The 15717-nt window shown below is 40.8% G+C and carries 13 protein-coding genes; 3 read left to right on the top strand and 10 right to left on the bottom strand.

Annotated elements, in window-relative coordinates; genetic code table 11:
- Nucleotides 1–12 precede the first annotated feature (12 nt).
- From FIU21_RS09875 to FIU21_RS09830, 10 genes are all read right to left on the bottom strand, one after another.
- Nucleotides 13–393 carry a hypothetical protein gene (locus FIU21_RS09875; protein ID WP_004360797.1) on the bottom strand — a complete coding sequence of 127 codons (381 nt, stop codon included), beginning with the start codon at nucleotides 391–393 and terminating at the stop codon, nucleotides 13–15.
- Nucleotides 393–3347, bottom strand: a complete 2955-nt coding sequence (locus tag FIU21_RS09870; RefSeq protein ID WP_004360798.1) for a TonB-dependent receptor — start codon at nucleotides 3345–3347, stop codon at nucleotides 393–395. The genes FIU21_RS09875 and FIU21_RS09870 overlap by 1 nt, the downstream gene beginning before the upstream one ends.
- Nucleotides 3348–3705: 358 nt before the next feature.
- Nucleotides 3706–4272, bottom strand: a complete 567-nt coding sequence (locus FIU21_RS09865) for a hypothetical protein (protein ID WP_172891377.1) — start codon at nucleotides 4270–4272, stop codon at nucleotides 3706–3708.
- Nucleotides 4273–4412: 140 nt separating this feature from the next.
- Nucleotides 4413–4997, bottom strand: coding sequence for a hypothetical protein (locus FIU21_RS09860; protein ID WP_004360800.1), 585 nt, complete (start codon nucleotides 4995–4997; stop codon nucleotides 4413–4415).
- 44 nt (nucleotides 4998–5041) lie between these two features.
- On the bottom strand, nucleotides 5042–5620 hold the full coding sequence (locus FIU21_RS09855) for a hypothetical protein (protein ID WP_004360801.1): 579 nt from the start codon (nucleotides 5618–5620) through the stop codon (nucleotides 5042–5044).
- 366 nt (nucleotides 5621–5986) lie between these two features.
- Nucleotides 5987–8281 (bottom strand): RelA/SpoT family protein, encoded by a 2295-nt coding sequence (locus FIU21_RS09850; RefSeq protein WP_004360802.1) that lies wholly within the window; start codon nucleotides 8279–8281, stop codon nucleotides 5987–5989.
- Between the two features lie 40 nt (nucleotides 8282–8321).
- Entirely contained in the window at nucleotides 8322–9458 is a 1137-nt protein-coding gene (locus FIU21_RS09845; RefSeq protein ID WP_004360803.1) for a lytic transglycosylase domain-containing protein, read from the bottom strand.
- A gap of 40 nt (nucleotides 9459–9498) precedes the next feature.
- On the bottom strand, nucleotides 9499–10278 hold the full coding sequence (locus FIU21_RS09840; RefSeq protein ID WP_036886575.1) for a DUF5683 domain-containing protein: 780 nt from the start codon (nucleotides 10276–10278) through the stop codon (nucleotides 9499–9501).
- Nucleotides 10279–10448: 170 nt separating this feature from the next.
- Nucleotides 10449–11354, bottom strand: coding sequence for a ParB/RepB/Spo0J family partition protein (locus FIU21_RS09835; protein ID WP_004360805.1), 906 nt, complete (start codon nucleotides 11352–11354; stop codon nucleotides 10449–10451).
- Nucleotides 11355–11563: 209 nt separating this feature from the next.
- Nucleotides 11564–12331 carry a ParA family protein gene (locus FIU21_RS09830; RefSeq protein WP_004360806.1) on the bottom strand — a complete coding sequence of 256 codons (768 nt, stop codon included), beginning with the start codon at nucleotides 12329–12331 and terminating at the stop codon, nucleotides 11564–11566.
- A 114-nt stretch (nucleotides 12332–12445) separates the two neighbouring features.
- Here FIU21_RS09830 and surE point away from each other — a divergent pair, with 114 nt between their 5' ends.
- From surE to FIU21_RS09815, 3 genes are all read left to right on the top strand, one after another.
- Nucleotides 12446–13219 (top strand): 5'/3'-nucleotidase SurE, encoded by a 774-nt coding sequence (gene surE / locus FIU21_RS09825; protein ID WP_004360807.1) that lies wholly within the window; start codon nucleotides 12446–12448, stop codon nucleotides 13217–13219.
- A 12-nt stretch (nucleotides 13220–13231) separates the two neighbouring features.
- Nucleotides 13232–14431: a lipid-A-disaccharide synthase gene (gene lpxB, locus FIU21_RS09820; protein WP_004360808.1), complete on the top strand. Its 1200-nt coding sequence runs from the start codon at nucleotides 13232–13234 to the stop codon at nucleotides 14429–14431.
- A gap of 127 nt (nucleotides 14432–14558) precedes the next feature.
- Nucleotides 14559–15476: an IS982 family transposase gene (locus tag FIU21_RS09815; RefSeq protein WP_172891283.1), complete on the top strand. Its 918-nt coding sequence runs from the start codon at nucleotides 14559–14561 to the stop codon at nucleotides 15474–15476.
- Nucleotides 15477–15717: the final 241 nt, after the last annotated feature.

Below are 15717 nucleotides of genomic sequence, written 5' to 3'. Positions count from 1 at the left end.
TTTATTTTTCTTTTAATTTACAATTCGTTTCTTCGACATAACTAATGGTAGGGTTACTACGCGAGGAGAGTCTACTGCAACAACCACCTGTGACTTGGCACCATTGAAGAAGTAGCGATAGTCTGTGGTCTCCTTTCTTGCAGAGCTGCTGACCTTATACAAACCTGAAGGAACACTGAAATGCGCTACTCCCTCAGCGTCTGTACTATCAATGAAGGTGCTTGCCACGGCATCTTGTAACTCTACGCGTAAGCCTTCATAAGAACCGTCATAAGTGCTGGGGAACTCCAACTTCACATCGAAGTTGACTACCTTAATGCCCTCCTCATAATCAGCACACGAGATTAACATCGTCATCACGCATACTACAAGTAAACTAAATATCTTTTTCATTATATCTTTAATCTTAATGAAAGTCCATAATAGAAGCTCGGAACATATCCACTACCAAAGAGACTTGTCTCAAGTCCCGTCTGTGATGAGTGTACTTGAGCAAGCGTGTTGAAGAAGTTATTGGCATAAAAAGATATAGATATGTGCTTACCTATTTCCTTTGTTACACTCAAGTTGGCCGACCAGAACGCACTCAACTTATTCGGATTCAATGTGTAAGGATAGTTTGTTCGTACAACCAACTGTGCTAAGTCGTTGTATAATCCTCTGTCATTCGTTGCTGCCCAACGTAATTTCTCTGCAAAAGGAACCAATGTCTCTGGTGCATCCCATGTGCTGTAATACTCTGGATAGACGATAACCGTCTGATTCTCTGTCTTACCATTGTATGCCTCACCAAAGTATTCATTGCCACTATTCACAACATATCCTCTACTGCTGGTGGCTCTGCTGTAAGTATAAAGTGAACTTTCCATACGCAAAGCAATGATGAGTCGAATCTTTGGTATATGTGTCGTCAATGTGACATTCACATCCACCTGCCCACTAACAGAGCCATTTGATGGTGAAGCATTGGCGGTATAGTTGGTTGAAGTAGCTGCACCACCACGATAATAACCAATATACTGATAGAGCTTTCCGTCTGATTGGCGTGTGTTCAGACCTACAGGTACATCCGCAAAGAGTGTTTCGTCCTGTGCCTTATAATGATAATACTTACCATCTACACGCACCTGTGTGCGGAGCAACTTAATCTGTTTGAAGTCTACAATCCATTCTAAGCCATAGCGACTCAATGGGTCAGCATTCACATATTTTGTGTTGGTGACGTAGGTGTTACGTTCGTCATAACCGAGAACGACTGGAGTTTTCACGCCACTGGCATCACTCACAGTCACAATACCTGTCTGTGGGTCAATCGCAAAGAGTCGATTAGCCGCATCAATACCGCTCGCTTGAAGTTTAGCAGGTGATGTGTACTTATAGGTGAAAGGTGTGTAAGTGTTTGTTGCCATGTAAGGATTGAAAGTCTTACTATGGAAGAATGAAAGGTTGATGTCCGCTATCTTCGTTCTCATCTCCACACCTAAATCCCACTGGTTGGCATATTGCCATTTCAAGTCAGCATTGTATCGTGCCTTTGAAGGGTGAGTGTAATAGGCGTAATAAGAGCGATTATTAGCATCACTGGTAGATGAGAATGCCAACATATCACGATAAGATGGAGAAGGGTAGAGTACTTGGAAACTCGGAAGCTTCACGCTCTTTCCCCATCCTGAGTGCACGCTAAGACTGTTCACCCAAATTTCTTGTCCGAAGCGAAGCATATAGCGCATATTCAGTCGTGGTGAAAGACTACCCACTGTTCCATACTCTGAGCCGGGAATCGAGGTGATATCCTCACGCACACCTGCTGTCAGTTCAACATTCTGTTTGGTATCGATAGCCATTGAGAGCTTATCCTCGGCATAGAGTGCCATATTGTTCAAAGCGGGTAGGGCATCAAAACGATATTCACGCCATGTCGGTGCGTAGCGCATATCTTCGTAGTGTGTACCCTTTCCCTTATTCCTACTGCTGGTCCATTCTGCACCAACAAGTAGGCGATTGCGGAACTTTCCAAATGATTTGTTCCAATTAGCCTTTAGCTTCAAACTATAGGTGAATGGCTTTGAGTCGCCAAAACCGCGCAGATACCAATAACCCGTAGGACCAAGGATGATATTGGCAGAAGGGTTCTTATCGTAGTCTTCAGCAATGTTATATCCTTCCGTCAAGGTGTGGATATATGGTTGTGTAGAACTACTGCTTTCGTTGCTATAACTTTCTGAGCGTTTGTCAGCGTAGGTGGAGGCTGCTGTAAAATTAAGGTTGGTTATCCATGACTTGTTCAGCAACCAGTCAAGGCGCACATTACCACCCACATTATTGTCCTTAACCTTATAATAACTGTCCAAGTTGCGGTCTGGGTCAGCCTTTGAATCATAACCTCCCACGCCACCATTCAGCCCTATATCCAACGTCAGAGGCTGTGTCTTTTTCATAAAGACATTCATATAGTGCAGTGATAGCACATTGCGCTGATAAGCAGTGTAAGGCGATGCTGCATCCGAGAAAGAGCGTGCATGCTCAAGGGAGAAGTTGATGAGTCCTGTATTCTTGCCCAAGTCTAATCCTTTGTGAAGGGCTATCTGGCGGGTGTGTTGGTTGATGCTTCCTTCCAAGATGAAAGGCGAACTGCCTCTACGGGTCTTCACTTTTACAACACCATTGGTGAGGTCGCCGTATTCTACAGAGGCAATACCGGGTACTACCTCCACACTTTCAATGTTAGAAGCACTTACCCCCCGTGTGCTCACACCAGCTGTTTCACCCATCATAGCATTGTTGTTCAGACGAACACCATCCACTTCAATAGCTGTACCAAACGACGCATTGCCTCGCTCTGATGAACCGCTTCGCAAAGTCAATTTGCTATCATTCATCAAAGAAGGGTTCACACTCTTACCGCCCGGCAGGAGTTGGGCAATATCACCCAAAGTCATTATCTGTTGATTGTCTAATGTCTTACGGTCAATGGTGTAAGAAGTTGTTATCTCGTCTTTCTTTCGATGCGCAACAACCTGTACTTCATCGAGTTGAAGGTTGTCTTCGGCAAGGCGCACGTTGAGCGTGGCACCATCAGCATTAATGGTGACAACTATTGTTTGTTCTGCATAACCAAGACAAGATATCAGCGTTGTACACTTTCCTTTCGGTACGTTTTTTATCGTGAAACAACCTTTTTCGTCCGTAAAAGTGTATAAGCGATTTTCCTTCAATGTGACTGATGCGTAGGCTATAGGCTTACGATCATCTTTGCCAACAACACAACCTGTCAGTGTCTGGGCTATACCATTGATACTTAGTCCGCAAAATACAATAGACGCTATTATCCTATTCGTGAAGTCCATGACTTGCAAAGATAAGACGATTTAACAAACTCTACAATACTCAAAAATAGGTATTTATTTGCTTTTCTTTATGAATAGAAATTGATTTTATCATATTAGATAAGCTCCTTCTGATATATGGAATGATAAGGGGCAGCCCAATGTGTGAGAAGAAACGATATCTAACACTTTATGAGTAGTATATTTTTGTAAGGATATAAACTGCCCAAAAGAGTGGTGTTAAGCCTCCGCACTATTGGTGTTTACCGTCCGCACCATGTGTGCGGAGCCTCCGCACGTTTGATAAGAAATTGTATCTGTTATATTGAAGTTCCTTTTGCAGAAGTAAGCTTTATCATTTCTTGTAAGGGATAATCATCTAAGAAATAGATGCTACACCCCAAAAAAGAATAAATAAGATGCCTAAAGCGACGGATGTAAACCTAATTATGCGGTCTTTAACGATACTCCCATTAAAAAGGACGAGTCCTATAACGCTAAGTAAGAAGAAGATAAATACTTTTTTATAAGAATAAAATATAACATCAAGAAATATCCAGAACGAGGAGCGAGGATTGTTTAATTTGCTTAAACCAAAATAACGGTTAGTTTGTTTGGTGGTTGCGTTATTTTCATTATTTAGTGTGTAGAAAATAACTTTCTCCCCCTTTTTCCTATCGTGTTGTAATGTCATCCACCAGCCAGGTCTGCTTGTTGAATAGATAGTTGTATCTCCTTCTATTTTTAAGCAAGCTTTTGTTGTTTTCATGCTTGTACTATACCACATATCTACAACACCCTCTTTCTGTTGCAGGTGTTTGTAATCAGATGTAGCTCTTTTTATGACATAATAATTAATACAAAGGCTAAAAATGATAAACACTATCGCCATGAATCTTGAAATTGTCTGATGCTTTAATAATAATGATTTTTCTTCTGTTCTCATCTTTATTTTGATTTGTTGCCATGTTGAGGCTCTTTGTTCTTTGGTCAAATTAAGATGTTGTAGCCAAGCCTATAAGAAATAATGTCAGAAATGGGAGTATCCAAGAAGCTGTTCTGATAATTTTATATTTAGTAGTATTGTCATGATATAGAGGCTATGATAAACATAAGAAAACTTACACCAAAAACCACAATGCTTAAAGGTAGGACAAAACGGTCTCGGATTATTTGAAAGTTAAAAAGGATTATTCCGATGATACCAAGAGCCCACCAAATAAGAATGGGCTTATAGCAAGGAAAAAGCACATCAAAGAATAACCAAAATGAAGTTCGTGGGTTATCTTTCTCGCATAATCCATAGTAAGGTATTCCTTCTTTCTCATTTTTTACTTCATTCTTAACAGTATAGAAAGCAACAGTTTCACCCTTTTTCCCATTATGTTGAAAACATAGCCAGCCATCATAACGTTGAGTTATATACATATTAGTGTCATTATTAATTTTTAGAGTAGCATCGTTAAACTCTCCACCTGTATGATCCCAATAGGAAACAACTCCTTCTTTATACTCAAGGTTGTCTATTTTGTGATATGTGTTACTTATCGTAACAAAGTCAACATATAAACAGCAGCAGATGAAAAACAAACCGATAGTATAAGATGTTTTCCTATGGCTGAGAAAGAAACTTTTAGCCTTTTTTTCTATTAGGGAGATATTTATGTTCATATATTATTTATTGCCATTTTGAGGCTTCTTGTTCTTTGGTCAAATTAAGATGTTGTAGCCAAGCCTATAAGAAATAATGTCAGAAATGGGAGTGTCCAAGAAGCTGTTCTGATAATCTTGTCTTTTACGGTTGTCATATTAAAATAGAGGCATCCAACCATGAAAGGGATGAATAAAAGAATATTTGATTCAAATATATAGCTTAGAATATCCATAAATACCCAAAAGGTGTGGCGAGGAGAGTCTATTGTACTCAGTCCAAAATAGCGTATTTGGTTTTTATTATTTCTTTTTATCTTTTCGTTAGTATAGAAAATAACTTTTTCTCCCTGCTTACCACTATGTTGTAAGCATAGCCAACCACCAAACCTCTCTGTCGTATAAGTGTTACTATCATATTTTATATTCATGGTCGCAGTATTATATTTTCCTCCTGTACGCTCCCAATAAGAAACAACACCTGTTTTGCAATTGAGGTGTTTGTAAACTTCATAGGTGTTATATAATGCCAATGTTAATACACAGAGCCCACATAATATAAAGATAATTGCAATACAGCTTGTTAAGACTTGGTGTGAAATGAAATAACTTCTTAATGGTAAAAGTTTCTTTCCAATATTCATTTTATCTTCCCATTATATTTATGAATCATCCATTTCTCGAGTGATATAACCTATTGCATAGCTCTTGAGATTCTCCCTAACCCTTTTAGTATATCCGTAATAATTAGATACTCACTATATGCTCTACCTTTGTATGTCAATTCTAAAGTAATTCACTTAAAATAAATTTTGCTGTCATTTCTGTCATCCAATGTTGTGTCCTAACTGATTAGTTTACAGTAGGATTACATGAAATGTTAAAAATGACAGCAACTTAAAATAAAACTATTCTTGTAAGCTGTGTAATAGTTTTAGTCTTGTTGGGGCTTTGTCACTCGGTAGATTGGAAGGACGCTTTATCTTGAGGTTATATAGTTCTTCAGAGTACTAAAGGACCTCTAAAACCTCTTGTACATCCTTGATATTCTTCATACTTTCAACGATAAACTGTACATCCTTGCGGTCGTGAACTTGCATCTCAATCGTTCCCTCAAAGATTCCATTATCGCTGGAAATCGTTATCTTACGGATATTAATACCTAACTGGTCGGAGAGGACATCAGAGATGTCGTGCAGCATACCACTACGGTCAATACCGCGAATCTCAATCGTTGCATCGAAGAACAATCGACGGTGCATATCCCATTTGGCATCTAAGATTCTACCGCCGTAGCTTGCTTTCAACTTTGCAGCTACAGGGCAGGCACGTTTATGAATCTCGATGTGGTTCTTGTTGTCAATATATCCGAGGATGTCATCACCAGGGATAGCATGGCAGCAGTGTGGGAAGAGATAGCGATGTATGTTTTCTTCGTTAATGAAGATAGGCTTCTTTCTGTTGAGTTCTTTCGTTACAACGATTAAGCCTTCAGTATTCTCTGTGTCCTTAGCCTCTACAGACTCTGTCGTCTTCTTGCCATTTGACTTTAAGAAAGGAACATAACGACGCCAGCCACGTGAGGTAACAGTCTTTTCTGACTTTGATTTCCCACGAAGTTCGTTTAAGTCGGTATCGCCAAGGATTACGGTCTTATCACCAACGGCAAGGAAAAGGCTGTCATGCTTGTGTAGGTCGTGCAGCTCGCAAAGCTTATCTAAGGTGGCAGTCGTCATTTCAAGGTCGTGTGCCTTTAGCCACTTCGATAGCTGCTCTTCACCTGCCTTCTGTAACTCACGGCTCTCACGTCGCAAGATAGCTTGTATCTTTGCCTTCGCCTTCGCTGTAGACACAAAGTTAATCCATGATGGATTGACGTGTTGCGACATCGAAGTCAGGATTTCTACTTGGTCACCACTATTGAGTTTATGGCTCAATGGGACAAGCTTATGGTTGACCTTTGCACCGATACAGTGGCTACCAAGGAAGGTATGGATTTGGAAAGCAAAGTCGAGTGCTGTACAGCCTGCAGGCATTGTCTTAATCTCTCCCTTTGGTGTAAATACAAAGATTTCAGAGGCAAAGAGGTTGAGTTTGATAGCATCGAGAAAGTCCATAGCATCTGGCTGTGGGTCGTCGAGAATCTCTTTTATCGTACTGAGCCACTCGTTCAATTCGCCTTCATCCTCAGTAATCTCACCGCCATCCTTATATTTCCAATGTGCAGCAAAGCCCTGTTCAGCTAATTCGTTCATGTGTTCAGAACGTATCTGAACCTCAATCCAACGGCCCTTAGCAGATATGAGAGTTACGTGCAATGCCTGATAACCATTAGCCTTAGGATGGTTCACCCAGTCGCGCAGACGATCAGGATGACTCTTATAAATCTGACTGATAGCCACATAAATTTGGAAACAGTTGTTGATTTCCTCATCAGGTGACTTCGGTTTATAGATGATACGTACGGCAAGGATATCGTATATTTCTTCAAAAGTGACGTGTTTGTTCTGCATCTTATTCCAAATAGAATAAGGACTCTTTACACGTGCTTTAAGTTCATATTCAAAGCCCATCTTGTCAAGTTCGGCACGGATAGGTGCTGTGAACTGTTCAAAGAGGGTGTCACGCTGCGCCTGTGTTGAAGCGAGTTTCTTCTCAATAGAAGCATAAGCATCAGGATGTTCGTATCGGAAGCTAAGGTCTTCTAACTCAGTCTTAATCTTATTAAGTCCCAATCGGTTTGCAAGTGGTGCATAGATATAGAGCGTTTCACCTGCAATCTTATATTGTTTGCTGGCAGGCTGAGAAGCGAGCGTACGCATGTTATGCAGACGGTCGCATATCTTGATAAGGATAACGCGAATGTCGTCGCTCATAGTAAGCAAAAGCTTCTTGAAATTCTCAGCTTGTGCTGAAGCCTGTTCGCCAAAGATACCACCAGAAATCTTGGTTAGTCCGTCAACGATTTGTGCAATCTTAGGACCGAAAATATTTTCCATATCTTCCACTGTATAGTCGGTATCTTCTACGACATCATGTAAGAGGGCTGCACAGATACTCGTTGCTCCAAGTCCCATCTCTTCACAAGCAATCTGGGCAACGGCAATAGGGTGCATGATATAAGGTTCGCCCGAGAGTCGGCGCACACCCTTATGCGCTTGGCGTGCGAAGTTGAAAGCCTTGGTAATGATATCAACCTTTTTTCGATGACGTGAAGCAAGATAGGTATCAATAAGATGCTGAAAGGCATCATCTACCATCTTCTCATAGTCAATCTCCTTAACTTCAATATTGTCCTTGTCCATTGTGTATCCTCCCTTTATATAATAAGGTAAAAGAATCTTGTTAGTATGGCATGGTTCCTTGGCTTGTATTAGTAGCCGCGATAGTCATGCTTGGTTCTTCGTTTGGTGTTTCGTTTTGGTAAATTAGATCTTTGTAACCTTTGAACTTCTCAATCATTTCAGAAGGTAGGCGTAGCTTAGCAACACCATTGGTAGCAAAAGCCTTGATAAAACCCTGTCGATACTGTGGGTTAAGTACTTTCAAATCATCCACATTCATACCTAATACGTTGGCAATCTTGGCAAGTGTAACGTCCTTCTCTATAATAATCGTGTCGCAGCAGTTAGGCAGACCTGTTGACAGAGGTGTGATGTTGTAATCAGCATAGTAGTTCATCACATAATTTGCTGCGATGAAAGCGGGAACATAGCCGCGTGTCTCCTTCGGTAAATGCTGATAGACAGCCCAGAAGTCAGCACCACCACCAGCCTTTGTGATAGCACTGCTAACACGTCCCGGTCCACAGTTATAGGCAGCAAGTGCCAATGTCCAGTCGCCAAATCGTTTGTAAAGGTCGCTCAGCATACGTGCTGCAGCGTAGGAAGACTTCTCTGGGTCGCGGCGTTCATCAATATAACTGTCAATCTGAAGGTCATATTGTTTACCGGTTGTTGCCATGAATTGCCATAGTCCTGCTGCTCCCACACGTGAGGTAGCATTAGGGTTTAAGCCCGACTCTATCACAGGAAGATACTTCAGCTCTAATGGTAAACCATAGAAACGCAGTGCTTCTTCAAAGATAGGGTTGTAATAACGTGCACGTCCTAAGAGATAAGAAGTTGATTGGCGTCCTGCCTTTGTGTAGCGATCGATATATTTCTTAACTTCCTCATTACAGGTCATTGTCATCACATTCGATAGATTGCGTATCTTACGATCGATGACTTCCATACTGTTTTCTGGCTCTGTTGCGTTTGTAGAGGGTGTGTTTTCGAACCCTGTTTGTATGCCACTATTATAGAACTTGTCATCTACATAGTCTACATCAACATATCCTGCCATCGTTTCTGATGCATCAGGAATCATCACACTCACAGCTTTACCACGGCTATCAACGACAGTTTGCTGTTGTGCATAGATTCCGCAGGTTGCTCCCATTGTAATAAGGAAGGAAACTATATATCTCTTTCTACTCATTATTTCTTAGTTAGTTAGCGCAAATACAGTGCGCTGCTGCTTAGAATGTCAGACTACATCCAATACCTATTGCCGATGAACGGAAAGGATTGTTAGGTGTAGCGATACTCTTATTTGATATGACCGTTGGTGCAATATGCAGTGAGAGGTCATCTGATATGTCAAAGTCGGATAAGGAAGCGTCTACGTAAGCATCAATAACTGATAAGGCATAAACTGCAATAGTAGTAAAGATACTTAGGTCACGCCATCTACGATAGCGGTCCTTGCGCTGTTTGAAGATGTTCTTATAACGCTCTTCATTGGCAGGGGTAATCGTAGCTCCGAGGTGTAGGAAGTTATTATAACTCTGCGTTGTTGGGTCATTATCCATGATGTCCATATAAGCCTGCGCATAATCATGGTACATCTGGTTGTTCCATGTCATGGCATAAACGCAGCCAACAAAGCCTCCGTAGAAGATTGGTAGTTTCCAGTACTTACGGTTGTAGACCTGTCCAGCACCAGGGATGACGAGTGCAAGCCACAAAGCACGCTTAGGATTAGGGCGCCACTTAGACCAGTCTCGTCCCTGTTTCTTCACCATGCCGACACTATCCTTTCGCAGAACAGAAGTGAGTTTTCCCTCATCATCTGGTGTGAGGATTGCCTTCTCTTCTATATATTTATCCTGCGAACTCGGTATCTCAACGACCGTAGAGTCGCCTGGATACATAACCTTTAACGTGTCATGGGGCAGATCTTGTGCCTGCATGACCGTAACACTGGTGAGCATTCCGGCTATCAACAGTCCTTTGAGGATTCTATTCTTCATCTTCATCACTACCCTTTGTCTTGCTTAAGTTACTGGTTTGAAGGTTTTTTACTTATTCTTTGCTTTGTAGTCAGCCATTTGTTGAGGCTTCCTAATGCTTGTGAATAGTTTTTCTAAACCAGAATACTTGCTTATCTTATACTTACTAATACCTTAATCTTTCCGTATGGGAAGTATTACTTCATCTTATCCATCACTTCCATGATGTGAAGTAATTCCTCTTCTGATGCGAACGGAATACTAATCTTCCCCTTTCCATCAGCATTACAACTCATCTGTACCTTCGTATCGAAGAATGATGAGAGTCGCTGCTTGAGGATATTAAACTCCTCTGGAAGGCGAGTTCGAGCAGAAATCTTCTTCTTTGCACTCTGGATATCTTCTCCGTTATTGAGTTGCTGACACAGTTCTTCAACCTTGCGAACACTATATCCGTTCTTTAAAATCTCACGATAGAGTTTCAATTGCAGTGAAGGACTATCCAAAGAAAGCAATGCACGAGCGTGTCCCATGTCTATTTCTTTCTTTTGCAGACCCATCTGTACCAATGCAGGAAGCTTCAACAAACGAAGGTAGTTAGCAATAGCAGCACGGCTTTTACCCACACGCTCTGCTACACGCTCCTGTGTCATTCCGCTCTTTTCAAGCAGATGTTCGTAAGCCAAAGCAATCTCAATCGCATTCAAGTCCTCACGCTGGATATTCTCAACCAGCGCCAACTCCATTACATTCTCGTCCTTAATCGTACGGATATAGGCTGGAACAGCTTTCAAGCCTGCCAACTGACTGGCACGCCAACGGCGCTCACCAGCAATAATCTGGAAACGGTTATCGTCTACCTGACGTAAGGTAATTGGCTGAACGAGTCCTAATTCACGAATACTGTTAGCCAACTCTTCCAACGCAACAGGGTCGAATTCTCGACGAGGTTGGTTAGGATTCGCTTCAATTTGGTCTAAGGCAACCTCGTTGATGGTAGAACTTCCTTGTGTACTGACAGCTTCAGTAGATATTAAGGCATCCAGACCACGGCCGAGGGCATTGGTCTTTGCGTTTCGATTATATTTCTTTTGTACAGCCATAGTCTTTGTTTGGGAGTTAATGGAGTTAAGGAGTTTGGTGGAGTTAGCGGTTGTTTTGCCCGATATTACGATGCTCTTCGTTTCCAGTCCTTTGTTTCTTTGTTTCCTGCAGCTAATATATCTGTGATAAAAACATTAGTTCTACAACCAGAAAACGATACATCTGTGAATCTCAAAGCATACCTTTACACTCCGTATCTTTCCCTTTTTTATTTCTTATTCTTTTCAATGATTTCCTTTGCAAGGCTAAGATGATTCTTTGCACCTGTAGAGTCAGCATCATAGAGGATAACGGGTAAACCATGACTCGGACTCTCAGAGAGTTTCACGTTACGCTGGATAACAGCCTTGAATACTAACTCTTGGAAGTGGCGCTTCACCTCATCGTAAATCTGACGGGCAAGACGCAGACGACTGTCGTACATCGTCAGCAGGAAGCCCTCTATCTCCAACTTCGGATTTAGCTTGCTCTTGATAATCTTAATGGTGTTCAACAACTTGCTGATACCCTCCAATGCAAAGTATTCACACTGCACAGGAATGATGACAGAGTCAGCTGCTGTCAATGCATTGACAGTAATCAAACCGAGTGACGGACTACAGTCTATAAGGATGTAATCGTAATCGTCACGGATTGGAGCAAGCAAACTGCTCATAACCTTCTCACGACCATTAAGCTTTAACATCTCTATTTCAGCTCCAACAAGGTCGATATGGCTCGGAACAATGTCCAATCCTTCTATGTCAGTTGTGTAGATAGCGTCTTTTATGTCGGCATGGTCAATGATACATTCGTAAAGCGAACAATCCACCTCTTTGATATCCACGCCCAAACCGCTGGAGGCATTCGCCTGCGGATCGGCATCAATCACCAGTACAGACTTCTCAAGCGTTGCTAAAGAAGCCGCCAAGTTAATGGTGGTAGTCGTCTTTCCGACGCCGCCTTTTTGGTTGGCAAGTGCGATAATCTTTCCCATTTTTCTATTTAATCCTATACATTTATTAGGCTACAAAGATACATATTTTATATGAGATTGCAGGGCTTTATAAACCTTTTTTCGTACTTTTGCACTGAAATCAAAGTGAAATTTATGAATTCTAAGAAACCACTCATACTTATATCCAACGATGACGGTTACCATTCAAATGGTATTCGTATGCTCGTTTCATTCCTCTCAGACTTTGCGGAAATCATTGTCTGTGCTCCAGAGGCTGCACGTTCGGGTTTTTCACGTGCTTTCTCAGTGGTTGATTATCTGCTGTTAAAGAAACGTCATAACATTCCTGACTGTGAGGTGTGGTCATGTACAGGTACGCCTGTTGACTGTGTGAAGTTAGCGTTAGACCAGATTCTTGTTGACCGAAAGCCTGAACTTATCTTGGGAGGTATCAATCATGGAGATAATTCCTCTGTGAATAATCATTACAGTGGTACGATGGGTATTGCGTATGAGGGTTGTATGAAATATATCCCTTCTATCGCTTTTTCAAGTTGTGATTATGATTCTAATGCCGACCTGTCTTACCTACGTGATTACGTAAGACTTATTGTCAAGAAAGTTCTTGCTGATGGTCTGCCAAAAGGTGTCTGTCTGAATGTGAACTTTCCTAAGGTCGAGAAGTTTGCAGGACTGAAGGTGTGCCGTATGGGTTGGGGTAGTTGGACGAGGGAAGTTGAGGCTTGCAAGCATCCTCGTGGCTTTGATTATTATTGGATGACAGGGCATTATCGTAACGATGAGTCTGATGCAACCGATAATGATCAGTGGGCTTTAGCGCATGGATATGTAACTGTTACGCCATCGAAGATTGACGTGACAGATTATGAAGTGCTCGATAAGATGAAATCGTGGGAGTCTCTTTAATTCTTTGATATTATGAAGTATTACCTGATAGTTGGTGAAGCATCTGGCGACTTACATGCCTCACGCCTTATGCAGTCGTTGATGCAGTATGATCCAGAGGCTGAGTTTCGCTTCTTTGGTGGTGACCTGATGGCGAAAGTGGGGGGTACACGTGTGAAGCATTATCGTGAACTTGCCTATATGGGTTTTGTTCCTGTATTGCTACACCTACCTACCATCTTTAAGAATATGAAGATGTGTAAGGAGGATATTATGCGTTGGAAGCCTGATGCGGTTATCCTCGTCGACTATCCAGGGTTTAATCTTAGTATTGCAAAGTTTGTAAAGAAGAATACCAATATTCCTGTCTATTACTATATCTCCCCAAAGATATGGGCATGGAAGGAGTGGCGTATCAAAGCAATCAAGCGTGATGTAAAAGAAATGTTCTCTATTCTTCCGTTTGAAGTTCCTTTCTATGAGAAGAAACATAATTACAAAATACATTACGTTGGTAACCCTACTGCCGAGGAGGTTGATAATTTCCGTCATGTTTATTCGGAGTCAAAAGACGAGTTCTGTCAGCGTAATGGCTTGTCTTCTAAGCCTATCATTGCTCTTCTTGCTGGTAGTCGTAAACAGGAGATAAAGGATAATCTGCCTTCAATGTTGGAGGCTGCACGTCATTTTGAAGATTATCAGATGGTGGTTGCTGCAGCACCTTCTATTGCTGAAAGCTATTATAAGAAGTATTTAGGTGATAGTGAAGCAAAGATGGTAAAGACACAGACTTACGAACTTCTGAGTCATGCTACAGTAGCACTTGTTACCAGTGGTACAGCAACGCTTGAGACAGCTTTGCTGAATGTTCCACAGGTTGTCTGCTACGAAACACCTGTTCCAAAGTTGATTCGTTTTGCTTTTAAGCATATTATTAAGGTGCGTTTTATCTCTCTTGTCAACCTTATTGCAGATAAAGAGATTGTGCAAGAACTGCTTGCTGATCGTTTCTCTATTCGCAACATTGCCAACGAGTTGTATCGCATCCTTCCTGGTCAGCCTTCGCGTGAACGTATGTTGGCGGATTACCAGCTTGTTCGTGACCGTTTAGGAAACGAGGTAGCACCTGATAATGCGGCGAGGATTATGGTCGAAAAACTATCGGGTAGGCAGGTTTATGAGCTGTCATATGAACCTGAAAAAGAGTTTGTAAGTGAGCAAACTTATGAATAAGTAGACTGCTTGAAACCATGTGTATTAACCTGAACTCGGGATAAGAAAAGTCTGCAAAAAGTTGGTAATCTCATTATATTTTTGTAACTTTATAGTTGAAAATCAATTATTTACAATAAACATAACGATGATTACCAAGGACAAAATTACTGAAATTTTCTGTATTGCAGATGACTTTTGCAAAGAATTTGAGTTAGAAACTGATAAAATAGGTCTCTCAGAAAAGAGTAAAGGGTGTCATCGCCATCGCAAGTGGCGTATGAGTAAGTCTGAAATCATAACGATATTAATTTGCTTCCACTTTAATTCCTATCGTAATTTTCGTCACTATTATACCTTTTTCGTAAAAGAGCATTTAGCAGATTTATTTCCAAATCAATTGTCTTATAATCGTTTTCTTGAATTAGAGGCAAGAGTCTCTGTAGAGATGATGATGTTCCTGCAAATATGTTGTTTTGGGAGGTGTACTGGTATTAGTTTTATTGACTCAACTTGTATTCCAGTTTGCCATAATAAACGTATTTGTCGCAATAAGGTTTTTAGAAATTATGCAACAAGGGGTAAGAGTACAATGGGATGGTATTTTGGATTCAAACTACATCTTATCTGTAATGAAAGAGGTGAGATTCTAAACTTTATGCTCACTAAAGCAAATGTTGATGACCGAGACGAAAATGTATTTAACAGGTTGACAGACAATGTATTTGGTAAATTGTTTGCAGACAAAGGGTACATTTCTCAAGGATTATTTGAGCGATTGTTCAATGATGGAATAAATTTAGTTACGGGCATTAGGAGTAACATGAAAAACAAACTAATGCCACTTTATGATAGACTTCTTCTAAGGAAAAGATCTGTAATAGAGACTATCAATGATGAGCTAAAGAATGTAGCTCAATTAGTGCATTCAAGGCATAGAAGCATATTTAATTTCGCAATGAATGTTCTCTCTGCTATTGCAGCCTACAGCTTCTTTGAGAAGAAGCCAGCAGTGAACATAGACTTTGCTATAGAGCAACATTCGGGACAGCTTACATTATTCTAAAGTAATCTGTTTTATTATTATCTTTAGGCCCAATCAAAAGATTGAGTCTAAAGAGCCGTTGTACTAAACCAAACAGAAGAGTGGGATGATACTTATCCCGAGTTCAGGTTATTAGTAAAGTTGTACATTTGTTTTAGTCAAATAAATCTATTTATTTCGAATTATTTTCACGAACAAAAAGATTTTTTTTCATGAATAAAAATATTTATTGTCGCGTAAATAATTATTTCTTTTCATGTAA

The organism is Prevotella melaninogenica, from assembly GCF_013267595.1.
GTDB classification, from domain to species: Bacteria; Bacteroidota; Bacteroidia; order Bacteroidales; family Bacteroidaceae; genus Prevotella; species Prevotella melaninogenica_D.
The sequence above is the reverse complement of the archived record's forward strand: the minus strand, read 5'-3'. Positions and strand labels throughout refer to the sequence as shown.

Excerpts from the sequence above, each read along its gene's own strand:
- FIU21_RS09875 (WP_004360797.1), bottom strand. The coding sequence starts at position 393 with ATGAAAAAGATATTTAGTTTACTTGTAGTATGCGTGATGACGATGTTA.
- FIU21_RS09870 (WP_004360798.1), bottom strand. The coding sequence starts at position 3,347 with ATGGACTTCACGAATAGGATAATAGCGTCTATTGTATTTTGCGGACTA.
- FIU21_RS09865 (WP_172891377.1), bottom strand. The coding sequence starts at position 4,272 with ATGAGAACAGAAGAAAAATCATTATTATTAAAGCATCAGACAATTTCA.
- FIU21_RS09860 (WP_004360800.1), bottom strand. The coding sequence starts at position 4,997 with ATGAACATAAATATCTCCCTAATAGAAAAAAAGGCTAAAAGTTTCTTT.
- FIU21_RS09855 (WP_004360801.1), bottom strand. The coding sequence starts at position 5,620 with ATGAATATTGGAAAGAAACTTTTACCATTAAGAAGTTATTTCATTTCA.
- FIU21_RS09850 (WP_004360802.1), bottom strand. The coding sequence starts at position 8,281 with ATGGACAAGGACAATATTGAAGTTAAGGAGATTGACTATGAGAAGATG.
- FIU21_RS09845 (WP_004360803.1), bottom strand. The coding sequence starts at position 9,458 with ATGAGTAGAAAGAGATATATAGTTTCCTTCCTTATTACAATGGGAGCA.
- FIU21_RS09840 (WP_036886575.1), bottom strand. The coding sequence starts at position 10,278 with ATGAAGATGAAGAATAGAATCCTCAAAGGACTGTTGATAGCCGGAATG.
- FIU21_RS09835 (WP_004360805.1), bottom strand. The coding sequence starts at position 11,354 with ATGGCTGTACAAAAGAAATATAATCGAAACGCAAAGACCAATGCCCTC.
- FIU21_RS09830 (WP_004360806.1), bottom strand. The coding sequence starts at position 12,331 with ATGGGAAAGATTATCGCACTTGCCAACCAAAAAGGCGGCGTCGGAAAG.
- surE (WP_004360807.1), top strand. The coding sequence starts at position 12,446 with ATGAATTCTAAGAAACCACTCATACTTATATCCAACGATGACGGTTAC.
- lpxB (WP_004360808.1), top strand. The coding sequence starts at position 13,232 with ATGAAGTATTACCTGATAGTTGGTGAAGCATCTGGCGACTTACATGCC.
- FIU21_RS09815 (WP_172891283.1), top strand. The coding sequence starts at position 14,559 with ATGATTACCAAGGACAAAATTACTGAAATTTTCTGTATTGCAGATGAC.